Origin of the sequence: Stenotrophomonas sp. SMYL8 (assembly GCF_036320065.1) — a bacterium.
GTDB lineage: Bacteria > Pseudomonadota > Gammaproteobacteria > Xanthomonadales > Xanthomonadaceae > Stenotrophomonas > Stenotrophomonas maltophilia_A.
Window position 1 is genome coordinate 1 of record NZ_JAWIRR010000001.1, and the last position, 13830, is coordinate 13830.

Here is a 13830-nt window from a genome sequence, read left to right on the forward strand (position 1 = left end):
GCCGGCCGCTGGCCGGCAGCCTCCGGGATCAGGCGGTGACGCTTTCTTCCAGCGTCGCGTAATCGGTGAACCCGACCGCACCACCGCCGAAGAACGTCGCGCGATCCGGCGGATTCAGCTCCGCCCCCAGACGCAGGCGCTCGGGCAGGTCCGGGTTGGCGATGAACGGGCGACCGAAGCCGATCAGGTCGGCCCAGCCTTCAGCCAGTGCCTGCTCGGCGCGCTCGGCGGTGTACTTGCCGGCGTAGATCAGGGTGCCCGGGTAGACCATGCGCAGCGCCTGCTTGAACGCCACCGGCATCAGCGGTGCGTCATCCCAGTCGGCCTCAGCGATGTGCAGGTAGCCCACGCCCAGCTCGCCCAGCAGGTGCGCCGCCGCCAGGTAGGTGGCCTGCGGCGTATCGTCCACCGCGCCCTGCAACGTCGTCAGCGGCGCCAGGCGCACGCCAACGCGCTCACCACCGGCTTCTGCAGTCACCGCCTGCACGACCTCGCGCAGGAAACGCAGCCGGTTCTGCAGCGAGCCGCCATAGCCGTCGCTGCGCTGGTTGGCCTGCGAGTCGATGAACTGGTTGATCAGATAACCATTTGCACCGTGAAGCTCGACACCATCGAAGCCGGCGGCCAGCGCATTACGGGTGGCCTGCGCGTAGTCGGCGATGATGCCTGGAATCTCGGCCTCGGCCAGCGCGCGCGGCATCGAGTGCTGGATCATCTCGCCCACGCCCGCTTCCGGGCCGGCGCCGGTGGGGTCGACAAACACCTTCACGCCCTCGGCCAGCAGCGCCGACGACGACACCGGCGCGGCACCACCGGGCTGCAGGGCCACGTGCGAGACCCGACCCACGTGCCACAACTGGGCGTAGATGCGACCGCCTGCCGCGTGCACGGCGTCGGTCACCTGGCGCCAGCCCTGCACCTGCTCGCCACTGTGGATGCCCGGGGTCCAGGCATAGCCCTGGCCCTGCGGGCTGATCTGGGTACCTTCGCTGACGATCAGGCCGGCACTGGCGCGCTGCGCGTAGTAGGCGGCCATTTCGGCAGTGGGCACATTACCGGCCGAGGAGCGCGAGCGGGTCATCGGCGGCATTACGACGCGGTTGGGCAGCGTCAGTGCACCCAGGCGATGAGGAGTGAACATCATGGCGGCAATCTCTTGCGGGGGGGAGTGCCGCAAAGGATGGGGATGCCGGCTGCCACGCAACAGGCATGCGCTGGCAAAACAATTGTTCCCCCGAGGCAAGGATGGCGTGACCAGGGGTCAGAGCCCCTGCCTACGGAAGAGGATCCGACCCCACGCGCAACCGGGGTCGGATCCCTTTGCAACGCAAAGGGCTCTGACCCCAAAGCCGGTTACAGAGTCGGCTCGATCTTCACCGCGCCGTGCGCCACGCGGTCATAGCAGGTGCGCACCACGTCTTCGCCGTACTTCAACTCCAGCCGGCGCACGATGAAGTGGCCGCGCGCCATGTCCTGGTAGTAATCGGTGAACATGGTATTCAGTGTTGCACCCGCGGCCGCACCGACGATCGGCACTGCCTGCGCGGCGAATTTCTCGGTAACCACCACCCCGAAGCGCGCCGCCACCTTTTCCACCATCTTCGCCAGCAGCTTGCCAGCCTCCTTCGGTGCCACGCCCAGGGTCAGGTCGCGGCCGGTCACCACCCGCCCGGCCAGTTCGGCCGACAGATGGCGCATCACATCGGTGGTAAAGCCACGGGCCAGGTAATAGCCGGTCTCGCTGGCATCATCGCGCGGTGAGTTACCCCCTAGCGCGAACACCTCCAGGCAGGCCTGGCGGGTGCTGAACTCGGACAGGTCGAAGCCCTCGCTGCGGGCCACATCGGCCACCGCGCGCATCATGATGGTGGTCGACACCGGCAGCTCGATGAATAGTGCCGCGAAGCCGAAGGCCCCGCCGACCGCGCCCGAGGTGGCTGCCGCCACCTTGTGCCAGCGCGTGGAGGCCCCTTTGCCGGGCGTGTTGTCCATGCTCCACAGCGCCGCCTGCGCCGACTTGGACAGCGCCGCCTGCACCGCGCCATGGATGCGGTTGGAGACCGAACTGGGCAGCGCCTTCACCGCGAATTCCAGCGGCGTGCCGACCAGGTTGGCCATGCGTGCGGTCAGGGTCGGGGCTTCCAGCAGGGTCACCGCCCGCTGCAGGTCGGACCAGTCGCGGGCGTCGTGGGCAATGTCGCGGGGCAGCAGGATGGGCTCGTTCATGGCGCCGATCTTAGCGCCAGGGAGTTGAACGAAGCGTAGTGCCGGCCGCTGGCCGGCAACCTGTTGGACCTCACGAAAGCCCTGGAATTGCCAGCCGGCGGCCGGCACGACCGGTCAAGGTGTCGAAAGCCCGGACAGCGCGCCCATGAACTGGCGGTAGTGGCGCAGCTCGGCGATCGAATCGTGCACGTCGCTCAGCGCGGTGTGGTTGCTGTTCTTGCCAACACCGGCGGCCACGTTCGGCGCCCAGCGCTTGGCCAGTTCCTTCACGGTGGAGACGTCCAGGTTGCGATAGTGGAAGTACTTCTCCAGGCGCGGCATCTGGCGATGCAGGAAGCGGCGGTCCTGGCAGATGGAGTTGCCGCACATCGGCGACAGGCCAGCCGGGATCCACTGCGCCAGGAAGTTCACCGTCTGCGCCTCGGCCTGGCCCAGGGTGGTGGTGCTGTCCACCACGCGCTGCCACAGGCCCGAACGGCGGTGCTGGTTGCGGTTCCACTCGTCCATCGCTTCCAGCGTTTCCAGCGGATGGTGGATGGCGAATTCCGGACCTTCGGCCAGCACGTTGAGCTGGGCGTCAGTGACTACGGTGGCGATCTCGATGATCGAATCGTTGTCGGTATCCAACCCGGTCATTTCCAGGTCGATCCAGATCAGTCGTTCGTTGGCCGCGCCGTTGTCCGCCATGTGTCGCCTCGTTGCTGGGCAGGCGCGCGGCCTACCGGTGATGGAAAGAGGCGCCCATCATACCCTTTAGCCCCTCAGCCCTCGCCGGCGTGGTCTTCCAGCAGCAGCGGAGGCTTGCCGCGCTTGGCGCGGAAATAGTTGGTCAGGCGCATGCTGGCTTCCTTGGCCAGTACCCCACCGTGGATCTCCACCCGGTGGTTGTGGCGGGCATCGCCAATGAGGTCGAACACGCTGCCGCAGGCACCGGTCTTGGGGTCGCTGGCACCGTAGACCAACCGTGCAACGCGCGCGTGCACGATCGCCATTGCGCACATCGCACACGGCTCCAGGGTCACATACAGCGTGCTGCCAAGCAGGCGATGGTTCGCCAGCAGTTTTCCGCCCGCCCGCATGGCCACGATCTCGGCGTGTGCGCTGGGGTCATGCGAGGCGATGTTGAGGTTCCAGCCCTCGCCCAGCAGTTGGCCGTCGGCACCGACCAGCACTGCACCCACCGGGATCTCGTCGAACTCGCGTTGTGCGCGCTCGGCCAGCGCCAGCGCGTGGCGCATCCAGTGTTCGTCGGTGTCGTGCACCGGCACACCCAGGGCGTCGGTCATGGCGGTTCTCGCGTGTCTGCAGGGCCAGGATGGCCGCCGGGGCCGCATTGTACGCCCGCAGCCGTGCAGGCGCCGCTAGCGCGCGTCGAAGCGCTCGCGGGCAGCGTCCAGCGCCGGGAAATTGTGCTCGGCCCAACGGTCCAACGCGGTCAGGGTGTCTACCAGACTGCACGCAACCTCGGTCAACCGGTACTCCACGTGCAGAGGCTTGCCGCCCAGATCGCAGCGCTCGATCAGGCCATTGCGCTCCAGCTGCCGCAGGGTCTGGGTCAGCACCTTCTGCGAGATGCCTTCGATCTTCCGCAGCAGCGCACCATTGCGTTGCGGGCCCTCGGCCAATGCCGGCAGCAGCAGCATCACCCACTTGCCGGAGATCAGTGCCAGCGCATCGCGCGCCGAGCAGTCGGCGGCATAGATATCACCGGGAAAGGCCATGGTTACCTCAAAGTGCGTAATTGCCGGGGCATGCCGGCATCGCGAGGATGGTCGCACATCCCAATACGCCCCTCCCTCATGCGCGCCCTGATCCTGCTGGCCCACCCCGAACCCCGCTCCTTCAATGCCCACCTGGCCACGCAGGCGGCCGAGCAGCTGCGGCACAACCATCTGCAGGTGGACATGGTCGACCTGTATGCAGAAAGCTTCGATCCGCTGGAAGCGGCCTGGCACCATCCACGGCGCCTGCAGCCCGAGCGCTTCGATGCCCAGCGCGAACAACGCTACAGCGCCGAACACGACCAGTTGCCCGCCGATGTGCAGCGTCACCTGCAACTGCTGCGGGCCGCGGACCTGGTGATCCTGCAGTTCCCACTGTGGTGGTTCGCGGCGCCGGCCATCCTCAAGGGCTGGCTGGACCGCGTGCTGGTCTACGGGCCGATGTACAACAGCCGGCAACGCCACGAGCGCGGCGTGATGCAGGGCAAGCGTGCGTTGCTGAGCGTCACCACCGGCTCTTCGGCGCGGGCATGCGCGGTTGACGGCCGCGAAGGCGATACCCGGCTGTTGCTCTGGCCGTTGATGTACAGCCTGCGCTACGTCGGCTTCGAGGTGATGGAGCCGCATGTGGTGCATGGCGTGCGTTCAGGGCTTGCAGCGGAACGCGTGCAGGCCCACGACGAAGCATTGGTTGCAGCCACCCTTTCCTACCGCGAGCGACTGTCGCGATGGCGGCAGTGGCCGACCGTGCCCTTCAACAACAGCGAGGACTTCGAGGATGGCGTGGTGCTGCGCGCAGAAGCGACTGCCTACGGTCCCTTCATCCGCCATCGCGATGCCGGATGAATCCGCACCTGCAGGCACGGCCGGAAAGCTTCACAATGCGTATTTCTGTAAGCACCTTGGTGAACATATGACCACCCTCCGTCCCTCTCGCGCCGACGACGGCGCCGCCCTTGTCGATCTCTGGCGCCGCGCCGTCGACGCCACCCACGACTTCCTCAGCACTGAAGATCGCCTGGCGATCGATGCCGAAGTCGCCGGTTTCCTGCCGCAGGCGCCGATGACCGTTGCTGTCGATGCACAGGATCGGCCGCTGGGCTTCATGCTGATCGACGGCACCCACATGGAAGCACTGTTCATCGATCCGGACGTGCGCGGCACCGGTATCGGTCGGCAGCTGTTGCAGCACGCACTGGCCCTGCACCCGCAGCTGAGCACCGACGTCAACGCACAGAATGCGCAGGCCGTAGGCTTCTACCTGCGCATGAGCTTTGTCGAAACCGGTCGTTCGCCGCTGGATTCGCAGGGCCGCCCGTATCCGCTGATCCACCTTCGGCACAAGGCCTGACATCCGTTGGAAGCAGCTGCGTGTTAGCGTGGCTGCTTTCGATCAAGGAATGCCGTACATGGATGGTGCAAAAGCCCTGTTGACCCTGTTTGCGCTGGGCATCAGCCTGGTCTGGATCCTGGTGCCGTTCGCCATCTTCGCCGTGCGCAACCTGCTGCGTGATGTACTGGTCGAGCAGCGTCGTACCAATGAACTTCTCGAGCATATCGGCGGCTACCGCATTCCGAAACCGCAACCCGAACCGACCGTCTGGCGCGCGCCCTGAGCGGGCGCACGCCCGCCGTGGCTCAGGCTGTCGCCTCGAAGGCCGGTGAGTACTGCACCTCGCCCTGAGCCAGCGGAGGCTGCAGGCAAAGCACCTGGAAGTACTCCGCCGGCACGCCCGGCAGCGCCAGGCCCGGCTCGGCACGGAAGCCGAAGCGCCCGTAATAGGCCGGCTCGCCCAGCAATACACAGCCATGTGCACCCTGCTGACGCAGTGCTTCAAGTGCGGCGCGCATCAGGGCCGCACCGATGCCCTGCCCCTGCCACGCGGGCACTACCGAGATCGGGCCCAGACCAAACCAGCCCGTGCTGCCATCGCTGACCGTCACCGGCGACAGGGCAATGTGGCCGACCACCTGGCCCTGAGTTTCGGCGACCAGCGAAATGCTCAACTCCCCGCGGGCGCGCAGGGCGTCGACGATGAACTGCTCGGTGTGGCTGCTGTGCGGGGCTTCGCGGAAGGCGGCCTCGGTGAGTGCATGGATGGCGGCGTGGTCGGCCGTGGTTTCGGTGCGGATCATGCAGTTCAAGAGAACGCCTTTGATAATGTGATGAATGCGTGAATTATTGATTTAGGTCGCAGATTCAACCGCGAGCAGCCCCTGCCAGCAAGGCCAACGCGACGCCCGAATCCCCTGTGCTGCAATCGATTCGCCGGAATGCACCGCATCGGGCGCGTCAAAAAGCCGTCGCGGCGGTGGCGCAGCGTTCCTGACACGCTCCATAATCGAGAAACCTGTCACCCAGGAAGGATATATGGACATGGACGCACGATGCAGGATCAGGCCATGGGAGTAGCGCTCCTTGAAAGGAAAAGGCAGCCGCTGCTGGCGTTGCTCGCCCTTATCCCACTGGCCGCATGCTCGCCCTATGCTGATGCCGAGCGCGACGTCGCCGCTGGTGGGCGCGGCCTGGCCAAACTCAACCCATCACCGCAGCAAGGCTACGAGCTGGTGCTGACACTGAAGGATGCCCCCGGTCCCTTCGCGGTGGTCGAGGGCGTTGCCCAGTACGACGTCAGCAACCACAAGGACTGCGGCCGGGTCCTGAGGGCGACCGGTACCGCCAGCCGTATTACCAGCCAGGAGCTCGTCACGCTGCGCAAGGTCGGTGAGAACGAGTACCGCGGTACGTTCTACCTCGACCGCATGCAGGACGAGGATTACTACGGGCGTGGTGTCTGCCATTGGGCGCTGACGGGAGTCGGTGCGATGTTGCGCGCTACGACCGGCGAGGCGGATACGCGATTCCTGACGTTCATCGACAAGGAGCGCATGGAGAACGAGTCTCCTCTGACGCTCTACTACCCAAAGTTGATCTATCCACTCGCCGCCACCGTCGCCAACTATGGCGCCAGTGGCGAGGAGAATCCATCAGAGTACAGCGAAGATCTGCGCGACGCGCTGTTCTCGACCACCACCACTGTGCAGAAACTCGCGCCATGAGCTGCCAGTTCAACCATTCCTACCCCCAAGGAGGCCGACATTGCGCCACAAGATGATCCCGTGCCTTGCTCTGCTTCTATTGACCGCCTGCAATCCGGAGACCGCCATGAACCAGGAACGTGCCGCTGCTGAAGCCGATGTCGCCCAGGGTGGGCGTGGCCTCGCCAAGCTCAACCCCAGCCCGCGCAAGGCCTATGAACTGGTGCTGCGCCTGAAGGATGCCCCGGGCGACTTCGCGGTGGTCGAAGGTGTCGCGCAGTACGACGTCACCAACGAAGACCAGTGCGGCCACATCGAGCCAGCCACCGGTACGGCTGCTCGCATTACCAGCCAGGAACCAGTGGAGCTGCGCAAGGTCGCTGATGGTGAATATAGGGGCACGCTGTATGTGGACCGCATGCTGGACGAGGACTACTACGGTCGCGGTGTCTGCAAGTGGGAGTTCACCGGTGCCGGCGCGATGCTGAAAGCGACGGGGGCAGAAGAAGAGACCCGCTTCCTGACCTTCGTCAAAGCCGATCCGCTGACCGAAGGCAAGACCCACACGCTTTACTATCCAGACGCGGCCTATCCGCGGGCACCGCTTGCTGCCAACTACCCAGCCACCGGTAAGGCAGATCCGGCTGACTACGTTGCTGAACTGCAGGGCAAGTTGTTCACGATGAGTCTCAGCGCCAGCGAGGTCACCCAATGACCATCAGCACGCAGGATTATGCCGCGCTTTCCGACGATGCCTACAAGGACCGCGCTGTCGGTCGGAGGCGTCCGGGGGAAGAAGAGCTCGTCACGATCAATGGGCATGACTACAAGATTCTCGATCACGTCAATAACCGGCTCAATGGTTACCAAGGCACGGTTTATCAGCGAGCCGACACCAACGAGATCGTGGTCGCTCATCGCGGCACCGAGCAGATAGCTCGTGATGCCATCCTGACCGACGGCGGCATGGTCGTCGCCCGCACCAACGTGCAGGCCCCCGATGCCATCGCTTTGACCAAAGGCGCGCTGGACTACGCGAAGCAGGAAGCTGCATTCGGAGGCCGTGCACCTGAAGTCACCGTCACCGGCCACTCTCTCGGCGGCGCCTTGGCCCAGATCACCTCGCACCACTTCAACGTCAAGGGCGAGACCTTCAATGCCTACGGCGCGGTCAGCCTCAGCTACCGCATTCCGGAAGGCGGCAACACCATGATCAACCACGTCATGGCTTCCGATCCGGTCAGCGCCGCCTCGCCGCACTTCGGCCAGGTCCGCATCTACGCCAAGCCCGATGAGATCAAGACGCTCGCGGCAAATGGCTTCAGCAATCACGCCCTGCGTGATCTGATTCCAGACCGTCCGATCATCGCGGCCACCAGTTCATTCGGCGCGCACAAACTGGGCAACTTCCTCAACGAAGGCTCGGTGCTGAAGCACCCGGAAACGCAGAAGCTGGCGAAAGACAACGCCAAGATGATCGAGGAGTACCGCGACGACGTGGAATCACTGCGTCGTGGCGTCACCCGCGCGGCACGCGGCATCCCTGGCGGCGCCATCGATCTGTACGACCACATCCGCGGCCCGCTGCAGCCCGGTGAACCAGCACGCCGCGAAGCAGAGAAGAACGGCCATCACACCAGCATGCTGCGCATGGACGATGCCAATCACCTGGGCAACCCGCTGTTCAACGACGCGATCCGTGGCGTGCATGCGCAGGACGTTCGCGTCGGCCGCGTGCCGGATGTGATGAGTACGCAGTTGGCCGGTAGCCTGGCGGCGGAGATGCACGCTGCAGGCGGCAAGCGCATCGACGAGGTGGTGATGAATGCCGATGCTTCGCGCAGCTTCGCGGTGCAGGGTCTGGGCGGCGACCCGGCGCATCTGCGCGTGTCGGTGGACACGGCCGTGGCGATGAACACCCCGCTGGAGCAGAGCAGCCAGCGGATTGATCAGCAAGCTGCGGGACAGCGCCTGGCACAGGACCGCGATCAACAACTGGAACAACAGCAGAACCAGACCCGCAGCATGCAGGCCTGATGAACAGCGCGGGAGCCGGTCAATCCGGCTCCCGCGTCACTTCGGCCCTCTGCCTCAGGGGCTGGAGGCCGCGACCGGCGCGGACGCACCGGCGGTCACGAACAGATCCGGCCCGGAATCCGGGAAGCCACCACAGGCGCGATCGCCCGGTGCTACCGGATCACAGGGCCACTGCGCCCGCGCGACCTTCTCGCGCAGCTCGAAGCGATCCCCAGTCCAGACCACGAAGGCCAGGTGCTCGCGGTTCCAGTCACTGTAGGCACGCGGACCGACCTTCTGCGCTGCCTCCGGGTACTGCACGAACCAGCGCATGGCCGGGCCGTACTGCAACTTGCTGTGGTCCAGGCTGATCCGGCCGTCGCGCGACAGCTGCCGCGCACGATCGGCCTCCGTCACCTGGGGCATGGCCGGCATGGCATCGGCGGTCACATCCCTCGGCGCGGCGTCCCCGCGAACCTGGTACACACGCTGGGCCACATAGGCCTCGCGGCAGTCACCCGCTGGCACACGTACCGGCTCCGCGCCGTACTCATCGCGGTTGGCGACCCGGTCGCTGCAGGTGAACGGTGCCGACACCAGGTAGAACGTGCTGTCGGCGTCGCGTCCTTCCAGCGAACGCACCCAGATGTCGCCCATCCGCGCGATGAAGTCCGGGCGCTGGCCGTAGCCCGGCACCGCCTTGAACCAAACCTTCTGTTGCACCTCACGCTCGCGCCAGCTGCGCGGCAGGTGGATGTCCTGCTGGGGCAGCGCGACCAGCAGCGCGGCCAGATGCGCCGGCATCGTGCCCTGGCAGGCGCCGATCAGCAGCTCGCCCTGGGCCGCCAGCCGCCCAGCAAGGTCCACCGGGCAGCGGGCACCAAGCGCACGCTCGGTCGCCTGCTCGGGCGGCAACGGCGCGATGACCAAGGCGGGTGGCGCGGGAGCTACCGCCGGGACGGCTGGCTCGACGACGGCAGGCGGTGCAGCGACAGGCGCCGCCGCGGGTGCGACGGGCACAGGCGTCGGGTCTGCAACCGGCGCCGCGGCAACGGCTTCAGACGGCATGGGTGCTGCAACAGACGCCGTCCCTGCAGGCACGTCAACGGTCGGCTCGGCAGCCGGGGGCGTCTCCACGACGGGTGCCGCGGCCTCCTGAGCCTGTGCCGACGCTACGGCAAGTCCAAGCGACAGCAGCCAGAGCGGCGGCAGGCGGCGCACGGATGCATTGCAGCGGGCGGCGGCGTGCCGGGCATTCGAGGGAACGATTCGCATGTGGTGTCCTTACGAGTGGGTTTCCATGTCGGCGCCACAGGGCGCCACGCGTCGTACGTAAAGCGCCTGCGGGCACCCTGCCCGCCGGCATCAGGTGTTACAGGGATCGAGAACGCTGCTCCTGCTCGCGGGCGAGCGCAGCCGCCGGGTCCTGCTGGGCGACACTGGCAGCCAACTGCTGGCTGCTCTGCGCCAGCGGCTGCTGGGCGGCCTGCTCCCGGTCAACGGATGCACGCAGCATCGCCGGATCTCCCAGCGCGCCCTGCACCGCAAACAGCGTGCGCCCGTCGTTGCCCGCCAGCAGATGATCGATACGCGACAGGCCGGCCTTCTGCGCGCTCAACGCCAGCGCGCCGGCGGCGTTGTCCAGTTCCTGCCCACTGCGCAGTCCGCTCTGCGCCCCCATCTGCTGCAGGTGCTGGCGTGCCCCCTGGAACAGGGCGTGTCCCGGCTCGCCCGGCTGCGACATGTCGCGCAGGGTGGCCTGCTGCGCCGGCGCCCCTACTTCGCCCCGCTCCAGCCGCGCCATCACATCAGGCGTCAGCTTCTGCTGCCACGCATCGAATCGCTGCTGGCGGGCCTCGATGCCGTTCAGGCCACCATTGATCGCGCGCGTCGCTTCGCGCACATCCTCGCGCGCCGCCTCCGGCACGCGCGTTTGCCACTGCCACACCGCAATACGGCCCGCATGCTCAGGCTGCGCGGCCAGCTCCGGTTGATTCACCAGGTCCAGATCCAGCGCCTTTCCGGCACGCTCGTAATTCTCCTTGCCAACCAGCGGGAGATAGCCGCGACCGTGATACTTCAATGCGTCGCCGGGCGCATCATTGCCCATGCGCCCGCCGTACATCAGCTCGGCCAGATTCTCCGGACGGCCGCGCAACGCCTCCTGGCGGGCGCTCTCCAGCGCGGCGTTGCCATTGCGCCACGCAGCTTCCACCGGGATCTGCGAGATTCCCCGGGTGAAGTTGAAACTTTCATTGAGCCGGCTCAAGCCGCGCGACTCGTGCCCTGCCTGGGCCATGAAATTGGCCAGCTCAAGCGGGGAGTCGATGCCGGCTTTGGTCGCCTGCCGCAACAGCTGCGACTCTCTATCGGTCGACACGGTGCAACTCCTGAATCTTCATCAGCGCGGATTCCCTTCCGCCGGTTGGAGCTTGGCTCATGGAAGCGACACCTCGGCGACACTGGACGGGTCGAAGTCCTCGAACCGCACCCTGCCCAGCTCCGCCACCGAGTAATCGCGGACATTGGTCGCTTCGGTCTCGATATCCACGACCTTGCATCTCACCCCGTCCACCCAGCAGGCCTTGTCCGCAGGGGCATAGCGGAACCGGTAGGTGCTGCTCCAGCGCTCGCGGCTACCCCCGTTGGTGATCACGCTGAAGGTACCTTCCTCCACCATTGCATACGCAAAAGGGTCGCCGGCCAGGCCACCTCGGGTGGAACATGGCACCAGCTTGTCGTTGCGCGCAGCCAGCTGCCAGCGCCCGCGCCCGTCACCGCGCAGCAACAGCAGCACCCGGTTGGGTCCGTGCTGGCCAGGCACCAGCCCTTCCGGCGTCGGCTGATCGATGACCAGCAGCTGATACTCGATGCCATCGCCGTTGAGCTCGCCCCTGACGGCTTCCAGCAAGTTCGCACCGGACGGAACAAATGCCAGGGCATCGTCCATGTGTGCGCCAGCCCTGTCTTCCATCCCCTCCCACTCCTTCAATATCGTCCCGCCGATGCTCGCGTCGTAGGCGGGCATAGTGGCGTTGCCCAGTCGCGCCAGTCACCCTGCAGATGCGGATGATAGCTCCGGGGGCACCGTGGCAGCGACGGTGGCAAGCGTCACCCTTTGAGCGGTGGGACACGGTCCTCATGGACGGGAAAGCTCCTGCGTTCGATGGCACCGATGCGTCGGGATTTTGACGCGCACGCAGCTTACTTCGAGGAGGCGGGGCTCGTCGAAGGGGGCTTGGGACGAAAAGCGCACTTGATCACAGAAAAAGCGCGGTTAACGTGAATGGATGCCCACTCAGCAAATGGGTCAACGCAGGTGTCCTGCAGAAATGGCAGTTCGGAGAATGCTCTCGTGCCGTATAGCAGAAGTATGATCTGAAATTCAGCTGCCGCGAGATATGTCCTGCGGTCTCTAGCGATGAAAGAACATCGGACTCAAGCGCGCCCTGCTAGGCAAGACGAAATGACCTCTGGCTGCTACGGAGCATCAATAGGCACGAAATTCCGGCAAGCTGCAGGCTGAGTACACAACTTCGCAAGCTTGATTGCGGTCCCCGCGACATTCACGCAGCGCATTGCGTTTGGCCAAATCCACTGTTTCTGCACGCCACGAAACAGTAGTCGCTCCAGAATTCAGCGCCCCAACAGGATCAGCGATAGCAACGCATTGATTGTGGTAAGAGAGTCTTACCTCACACTTACTTCCACCAGCACTTTTGCAAGCATCCAATGCGACTGAGTTCGCGATGCCTTTTGACCGTTGAGACCTCGATACACCCGTGGCTCTGCTGCTCCCGGGCTTCAGAGAGGCAGCATCCTCGGCAACTGCCCCCATCGACTGTCCAATTCCCCAGTCGGGACTGGAGCAGTGGGTTGAGCGCTGCCTTGAGCCTGCCCGCCAGGAATTGGCGCACACCCACCGACGCCATGCCGCTCGTCGCCGGCTGGGTACTGACATGGTGGGCAGCGCCCTTCGGCCATTGCGAGATCAGAAGAGCAACCTGCTCATTCTGAAACCAGCCTCGAATAATCACTTCAATTCCATATCATTCCAACCCTTTCCGAGACCGCAGGAGACTGGAGGTTACAACCAACTACGCACGCCAATCGAGCTCGGTAGCGCAATGCAAAGAAAGCCCCTTAACACGGAGCTTGACCAGCTAGTAAGACCTAAACTCAGACAAACTACAGGCGGAATAAATGACCCCACAATCCTGCCCGCGCCCCTCGCCTTTACAGATCCGCAAAGCATCCATCTTCGCTTCATTCTCTTTAAGCGCACCGGCCGCGACCAAGACACCAGCACCAGGCCTCGAACTACTAACAACAGGCGCTGCCAACGCAGCGCACTGATTGTGGTAAGAGAAAATCACCTTACAGCGCACGCCGCCCATAGCACGACACTCATCAAGGGCCACTTGATCTGCCCTCCCGCTCGAAGGCTGCGATACAGCCACGCCAATTGCAAGATTTCTTCCTTCCACAGGAGCCGCATCTTGAGCAATAGCACCCCAGCGGGTGTCCCATGTGCCCGCCGGGATAGGAGCGACTTGCTGAGCAGGAGCGGCCGTTCCTCCAGGAATAGGGGCGCAACCTCCTACGCCCTGCCCTCCCACCGGGTACTGACCTGGGGGGCACCGCCCTTCTGCCAACGCCACATTAGAAATAACGAGCAGCAAAAGCACGACAATGCACTTCATACTTACACCTCTATCAATCGACACTGTCATTTCACGCTAGGCACCAGCCTGCCCATGTTTTCCAGTATCTTGCTTGATCTCACCTGATCGCCCAATACCGTAACCAGAAGTCGCGCCGTGGCCGG

The 13830-nt window shown here is 65.0% G+C and carries 15 protein-coding genes; 6 read left to right on the top strand and 9 right to left on the bottom strand.

Features of this window, described 5'->3' with window-relative positions; genetic code table 11:
• Positions 1-28 precede the first annotated feature (28 nt).
• The 5 genes from V3B25_RS00005 to V3B25_RS00025 all read right to left on the bottom strand — a co-directional run bounded on the left by V3B25_RS00005 (position 29) and on the right by V3B25_RS00025 (position 3947).
• Positions 29-1144 (bottom strand): alkene reductase, encoded by a 1116-nt coding sequence (locus V3B25_RS00005; RefSeq protein ID WP_329809796.1) that lies wholly within the window; start codon positions 1142-1144, stop codon positions 29-31.
• 209 nt (positions 1145-1353) lie between these two features.
• Complete coding sequence (locus V3B25_RS00010) at positions 1354-2226, bottom strand: EcsC family protein (protein WP_329809797.1); 873 nt, start codon at positions 2224-2226, stop codon at positions 1354-1356.
• A 114-nt stretch (positions 2227-2340) separates the two neighbouring features.
• Complete coding sequence (gene orn / locus V3B25_RS00015; protein ID WP_100473199.1) at positions 2341-2913, bottom strand: oligoribonuclease; 573 nt, start codon at positions 2911-2913, stop codon at positions 2341-2343.
• A 74-nt stretch (positions 2914-2987) separates the two neighbouring features.
• On the bottom strand, positions 2988-3512 hold the full coding sequence (tadA, locus tag V3B25_RS00020; RefSeq protein WP_049422446.1) for a tRNA adenosine(34) deaminase TadA: 525 nt from the start codon (positions 3510-3512) through the stop codon (positions 2988-2990).
• A 75-nt stretch (positions 3513-3587) separates the two neighbouring features.
• Complete coding sequence (locus V3B25_RS00025) at positions 3588-3947, bottom strand: helix-turn-helix domain-containing protein (RefSeq protein ID WP_329809798.1); 360 nt, start codon at positions 3945-3947, stop codon at positions 3588-3590.
• Positions 3948-4025: 78 nt separating this feature from the next.
• Between V3B25_RS00025 and V3B25_RS00030 the strand changes: the two genes are divergently transcribed.
• From V3B25_RS00030 to V3B25_RS00040, 3 genes are all read left to right on the top strand, one after another.
• Positions 4026-4793, top strand: a complete 768-nt coding sequence (locus V3B25_RS00030) for an NAD(P)H-dependent oxidoreductase (protein WP_329809799.1) — start codon at positions 4026-4028, stop codon at positions 4791-4793.
• A gap of 67 nt (positions 4794-4860) precedes the next feature.
• On the top strand, positions 4861-5298 hold the full coding sequence (locus V3B25_RS00035; RefSeq protein ID WP_329809800.1) for an acetyltransferase: 438 nt from the start codon (positions 4861-4863) through the stop codon (positions 5296-5298).
• A 58-nt stretch (positions 5299-5356) separates the two neighbouring features.
• Complete coding sequence (locus V3B25_RS00040; protein WP_329809801.1) at positions 5357-5563, top strand: hypothetical protein; 207 nt, start codon at positions 5357-5359, stop codon at positions 5561-5563.
• Between the two features lie 22 nt (positions 5564-5585).
• Here the strand turns inward: V3B25_RS00040 and V3B25_RS00045 are convergent, their stop codons facing one another.
• Positions 5586-6083 carry an N-acetyltransferase gene (locus V3B25_RS00045; RefSeq protein ID WP_329809802.1) on the bottom strand — a complete coding sequence of 166 codons (498 nt, stop codon included), beginning with the start codon at positions 6081-6083 and terminating at the stop codon, positions 5586-5588.
• 252 nt (positions 6084-6335) lie between these two features.
• Between V3B25_RS00045 and V3B25_RS00050 the strand changes: the two genes are divergently transcribed.
• Genes V3B25_RS00050 through V3B25_RS00060 form a run of 3 tightly spaced genes read left to right on the top strand, consistent with a single transcriptional unit; the run spans position 6336 to position 9023 of the window.
• Complete coding sequence (locus V3B25_RS00050; protein ID WP_329809803.1) at positions 6336-7007, top strand: hypothetical protein; 672 nt, start codon at positions 6336-6338, stop codon at positions 7005-7007.
• 40 nt (positions 7008-7047) lie between these two features.
• On the top strand, positions 7048-7701 hold the full coding sequence (locus V3B25_RS00055; protein ID WP_171954470.1) for a hypothetical protein: 654 nt from the start codon (positions 7048-7050) through the stop codon (positions 7699-7701).
• Positions 7698-9023 (top strand): XVIPCD domain-containing protein, encoded by a 1326-nt coding sequence (locus V3B25_RS00060; RefSeq protein ID WP_201116578.1) that lies wholly within the window; start codon positions 7698-7700, stop codon positions 9021-9023. Before V3B25_RS00055 ends, V3B25_RS00060 begins: the two co-directional genes overlap by 4 nt.
• Positions 9024-9077: 54 nt before the next feature.
• Here the strand turns inward: V3B25_RS00060 and V3B25_RS00065 are convergent, their stop codons facing one another.
• The 3 genes from V3B25_RS00065 to V3B25_RS00075 form a co-directional block, all read right to left on the bottom strand.
• On the bottom strand, positions 9078-9932 hold the full coding sequence (locus tag V3B25_RS00065) for a hypothetical protein (protein WP_329809804.1): 855 nt from the start codon (positions 9930-9932) through the stop codon (positions 9078-9080).
• A gap of 442 nt (positions 9933-10374) precedes the next feature.
• Complete coding sequence (locus V3B25_RS00070; RefSeq protein WP_329809805.1) at positions 10375-11382, bottom strand: XVIPCD domain-containing protein; 1008 nt, start codon at positions 11380-11382, stop codon at positions 10375-10377.
• A 57-nt stretch (positions 11383-11439) separates the two neighbouring features.
• Positions 11440-11976 carry a hypothetical protein gene (locus tag V3B25_RS00075; RefSeq protein ID WP_101765716.1) on the bottom strand — a complete coding sequence of 179 codons (537 nt, stop codon included), beginning with the start codon at positions 11974-11976 and terminating at the stop codon, positions 11440-11442.
• Positions 11977-13830 lie beyond the last annotated feature (1854 nt).

Coding starts and splice junctions, on each gene's coding strand:
- V3B25_RS00010 (WP_329809797.1), bottom strand. CDS start 2,226: ATGAACGAGCCCATCCTGCTGCCCCGCGACATTGCCCACGACGCCCGC.
- V3B25_RS00050 (WP_329809803.1), top strand. CDS start 6,336: ATGCAGGATCAGGCCATGGGAGTAGCGCTCCTTGAAAGGAAAAGGCAG.
- V3B25_RS00035 (WP_329809800.1), top strand. CDS start 4,861: ATGACCACCCTCCGTCCCTCTCGCGCCGACGACGGCGCCGCCCTTGTC.
- V3B25_RS00025 (WP_329809798.1), bottom strand. CDS start 3,947: ATGGCCTTTCCCGGTGATATCTATGCCGCCGACTGCTCGGCGCGCGAT.
- tadA (WP_049422446.1), bottom strand. CDS start 3,512: ATGACCGACGCCCTGGGTGTGCCGGTGCACGACACCGACGAACACTGG.
- V3B25_RS00005 (WP_329809796.1), bottom strand. CDS start 1,144: ATGATGTTCACTCCTCATCGCCTGGGTGCACTGACGCTGCCCAACCGC.
- V3B25_RS00075 (WP_101765716.1), bottom strand. CDS start 11,976: ATGGAAGACAGGGCTGGCGCACACATGGACGATGCCCTGGCATTTGTT.
- V3B25_RS00045 (WP_329809802.1), bottom strand. CDS start 6,083: ATGATCCGCACCGAAACCACGGCCGACCACGCCGCCATCCATGCACTC.
- orn (WP_100473199.1), bottom strand. CDS start 2,913: ATGGCGGACAACGGCGCGGCCAACGAACGACTGATCTGGATCGACCTG.
- V3B25_RS00030 (WP_329809799.1), top strand. CDS start 4,026: ATGCGCGCCCTGATCCTGCTGGCCCACCCCGAACCCCGCTCCTTCAAT.
- V3B25_RS00040 (WP_329809801.1), top strand. CDS start 5,357: ATGGATGGTGCAAAAGCCCTGTTGACCCTGTTTGCGCTGGGCATCAGC.
- V3B25_RS00060 (WP_201116578.1), top strand. CDS start 7,698: ATGACCATCAGCACGCAGGATTATGCCGCGCTTTCCGACGATGCCTAC.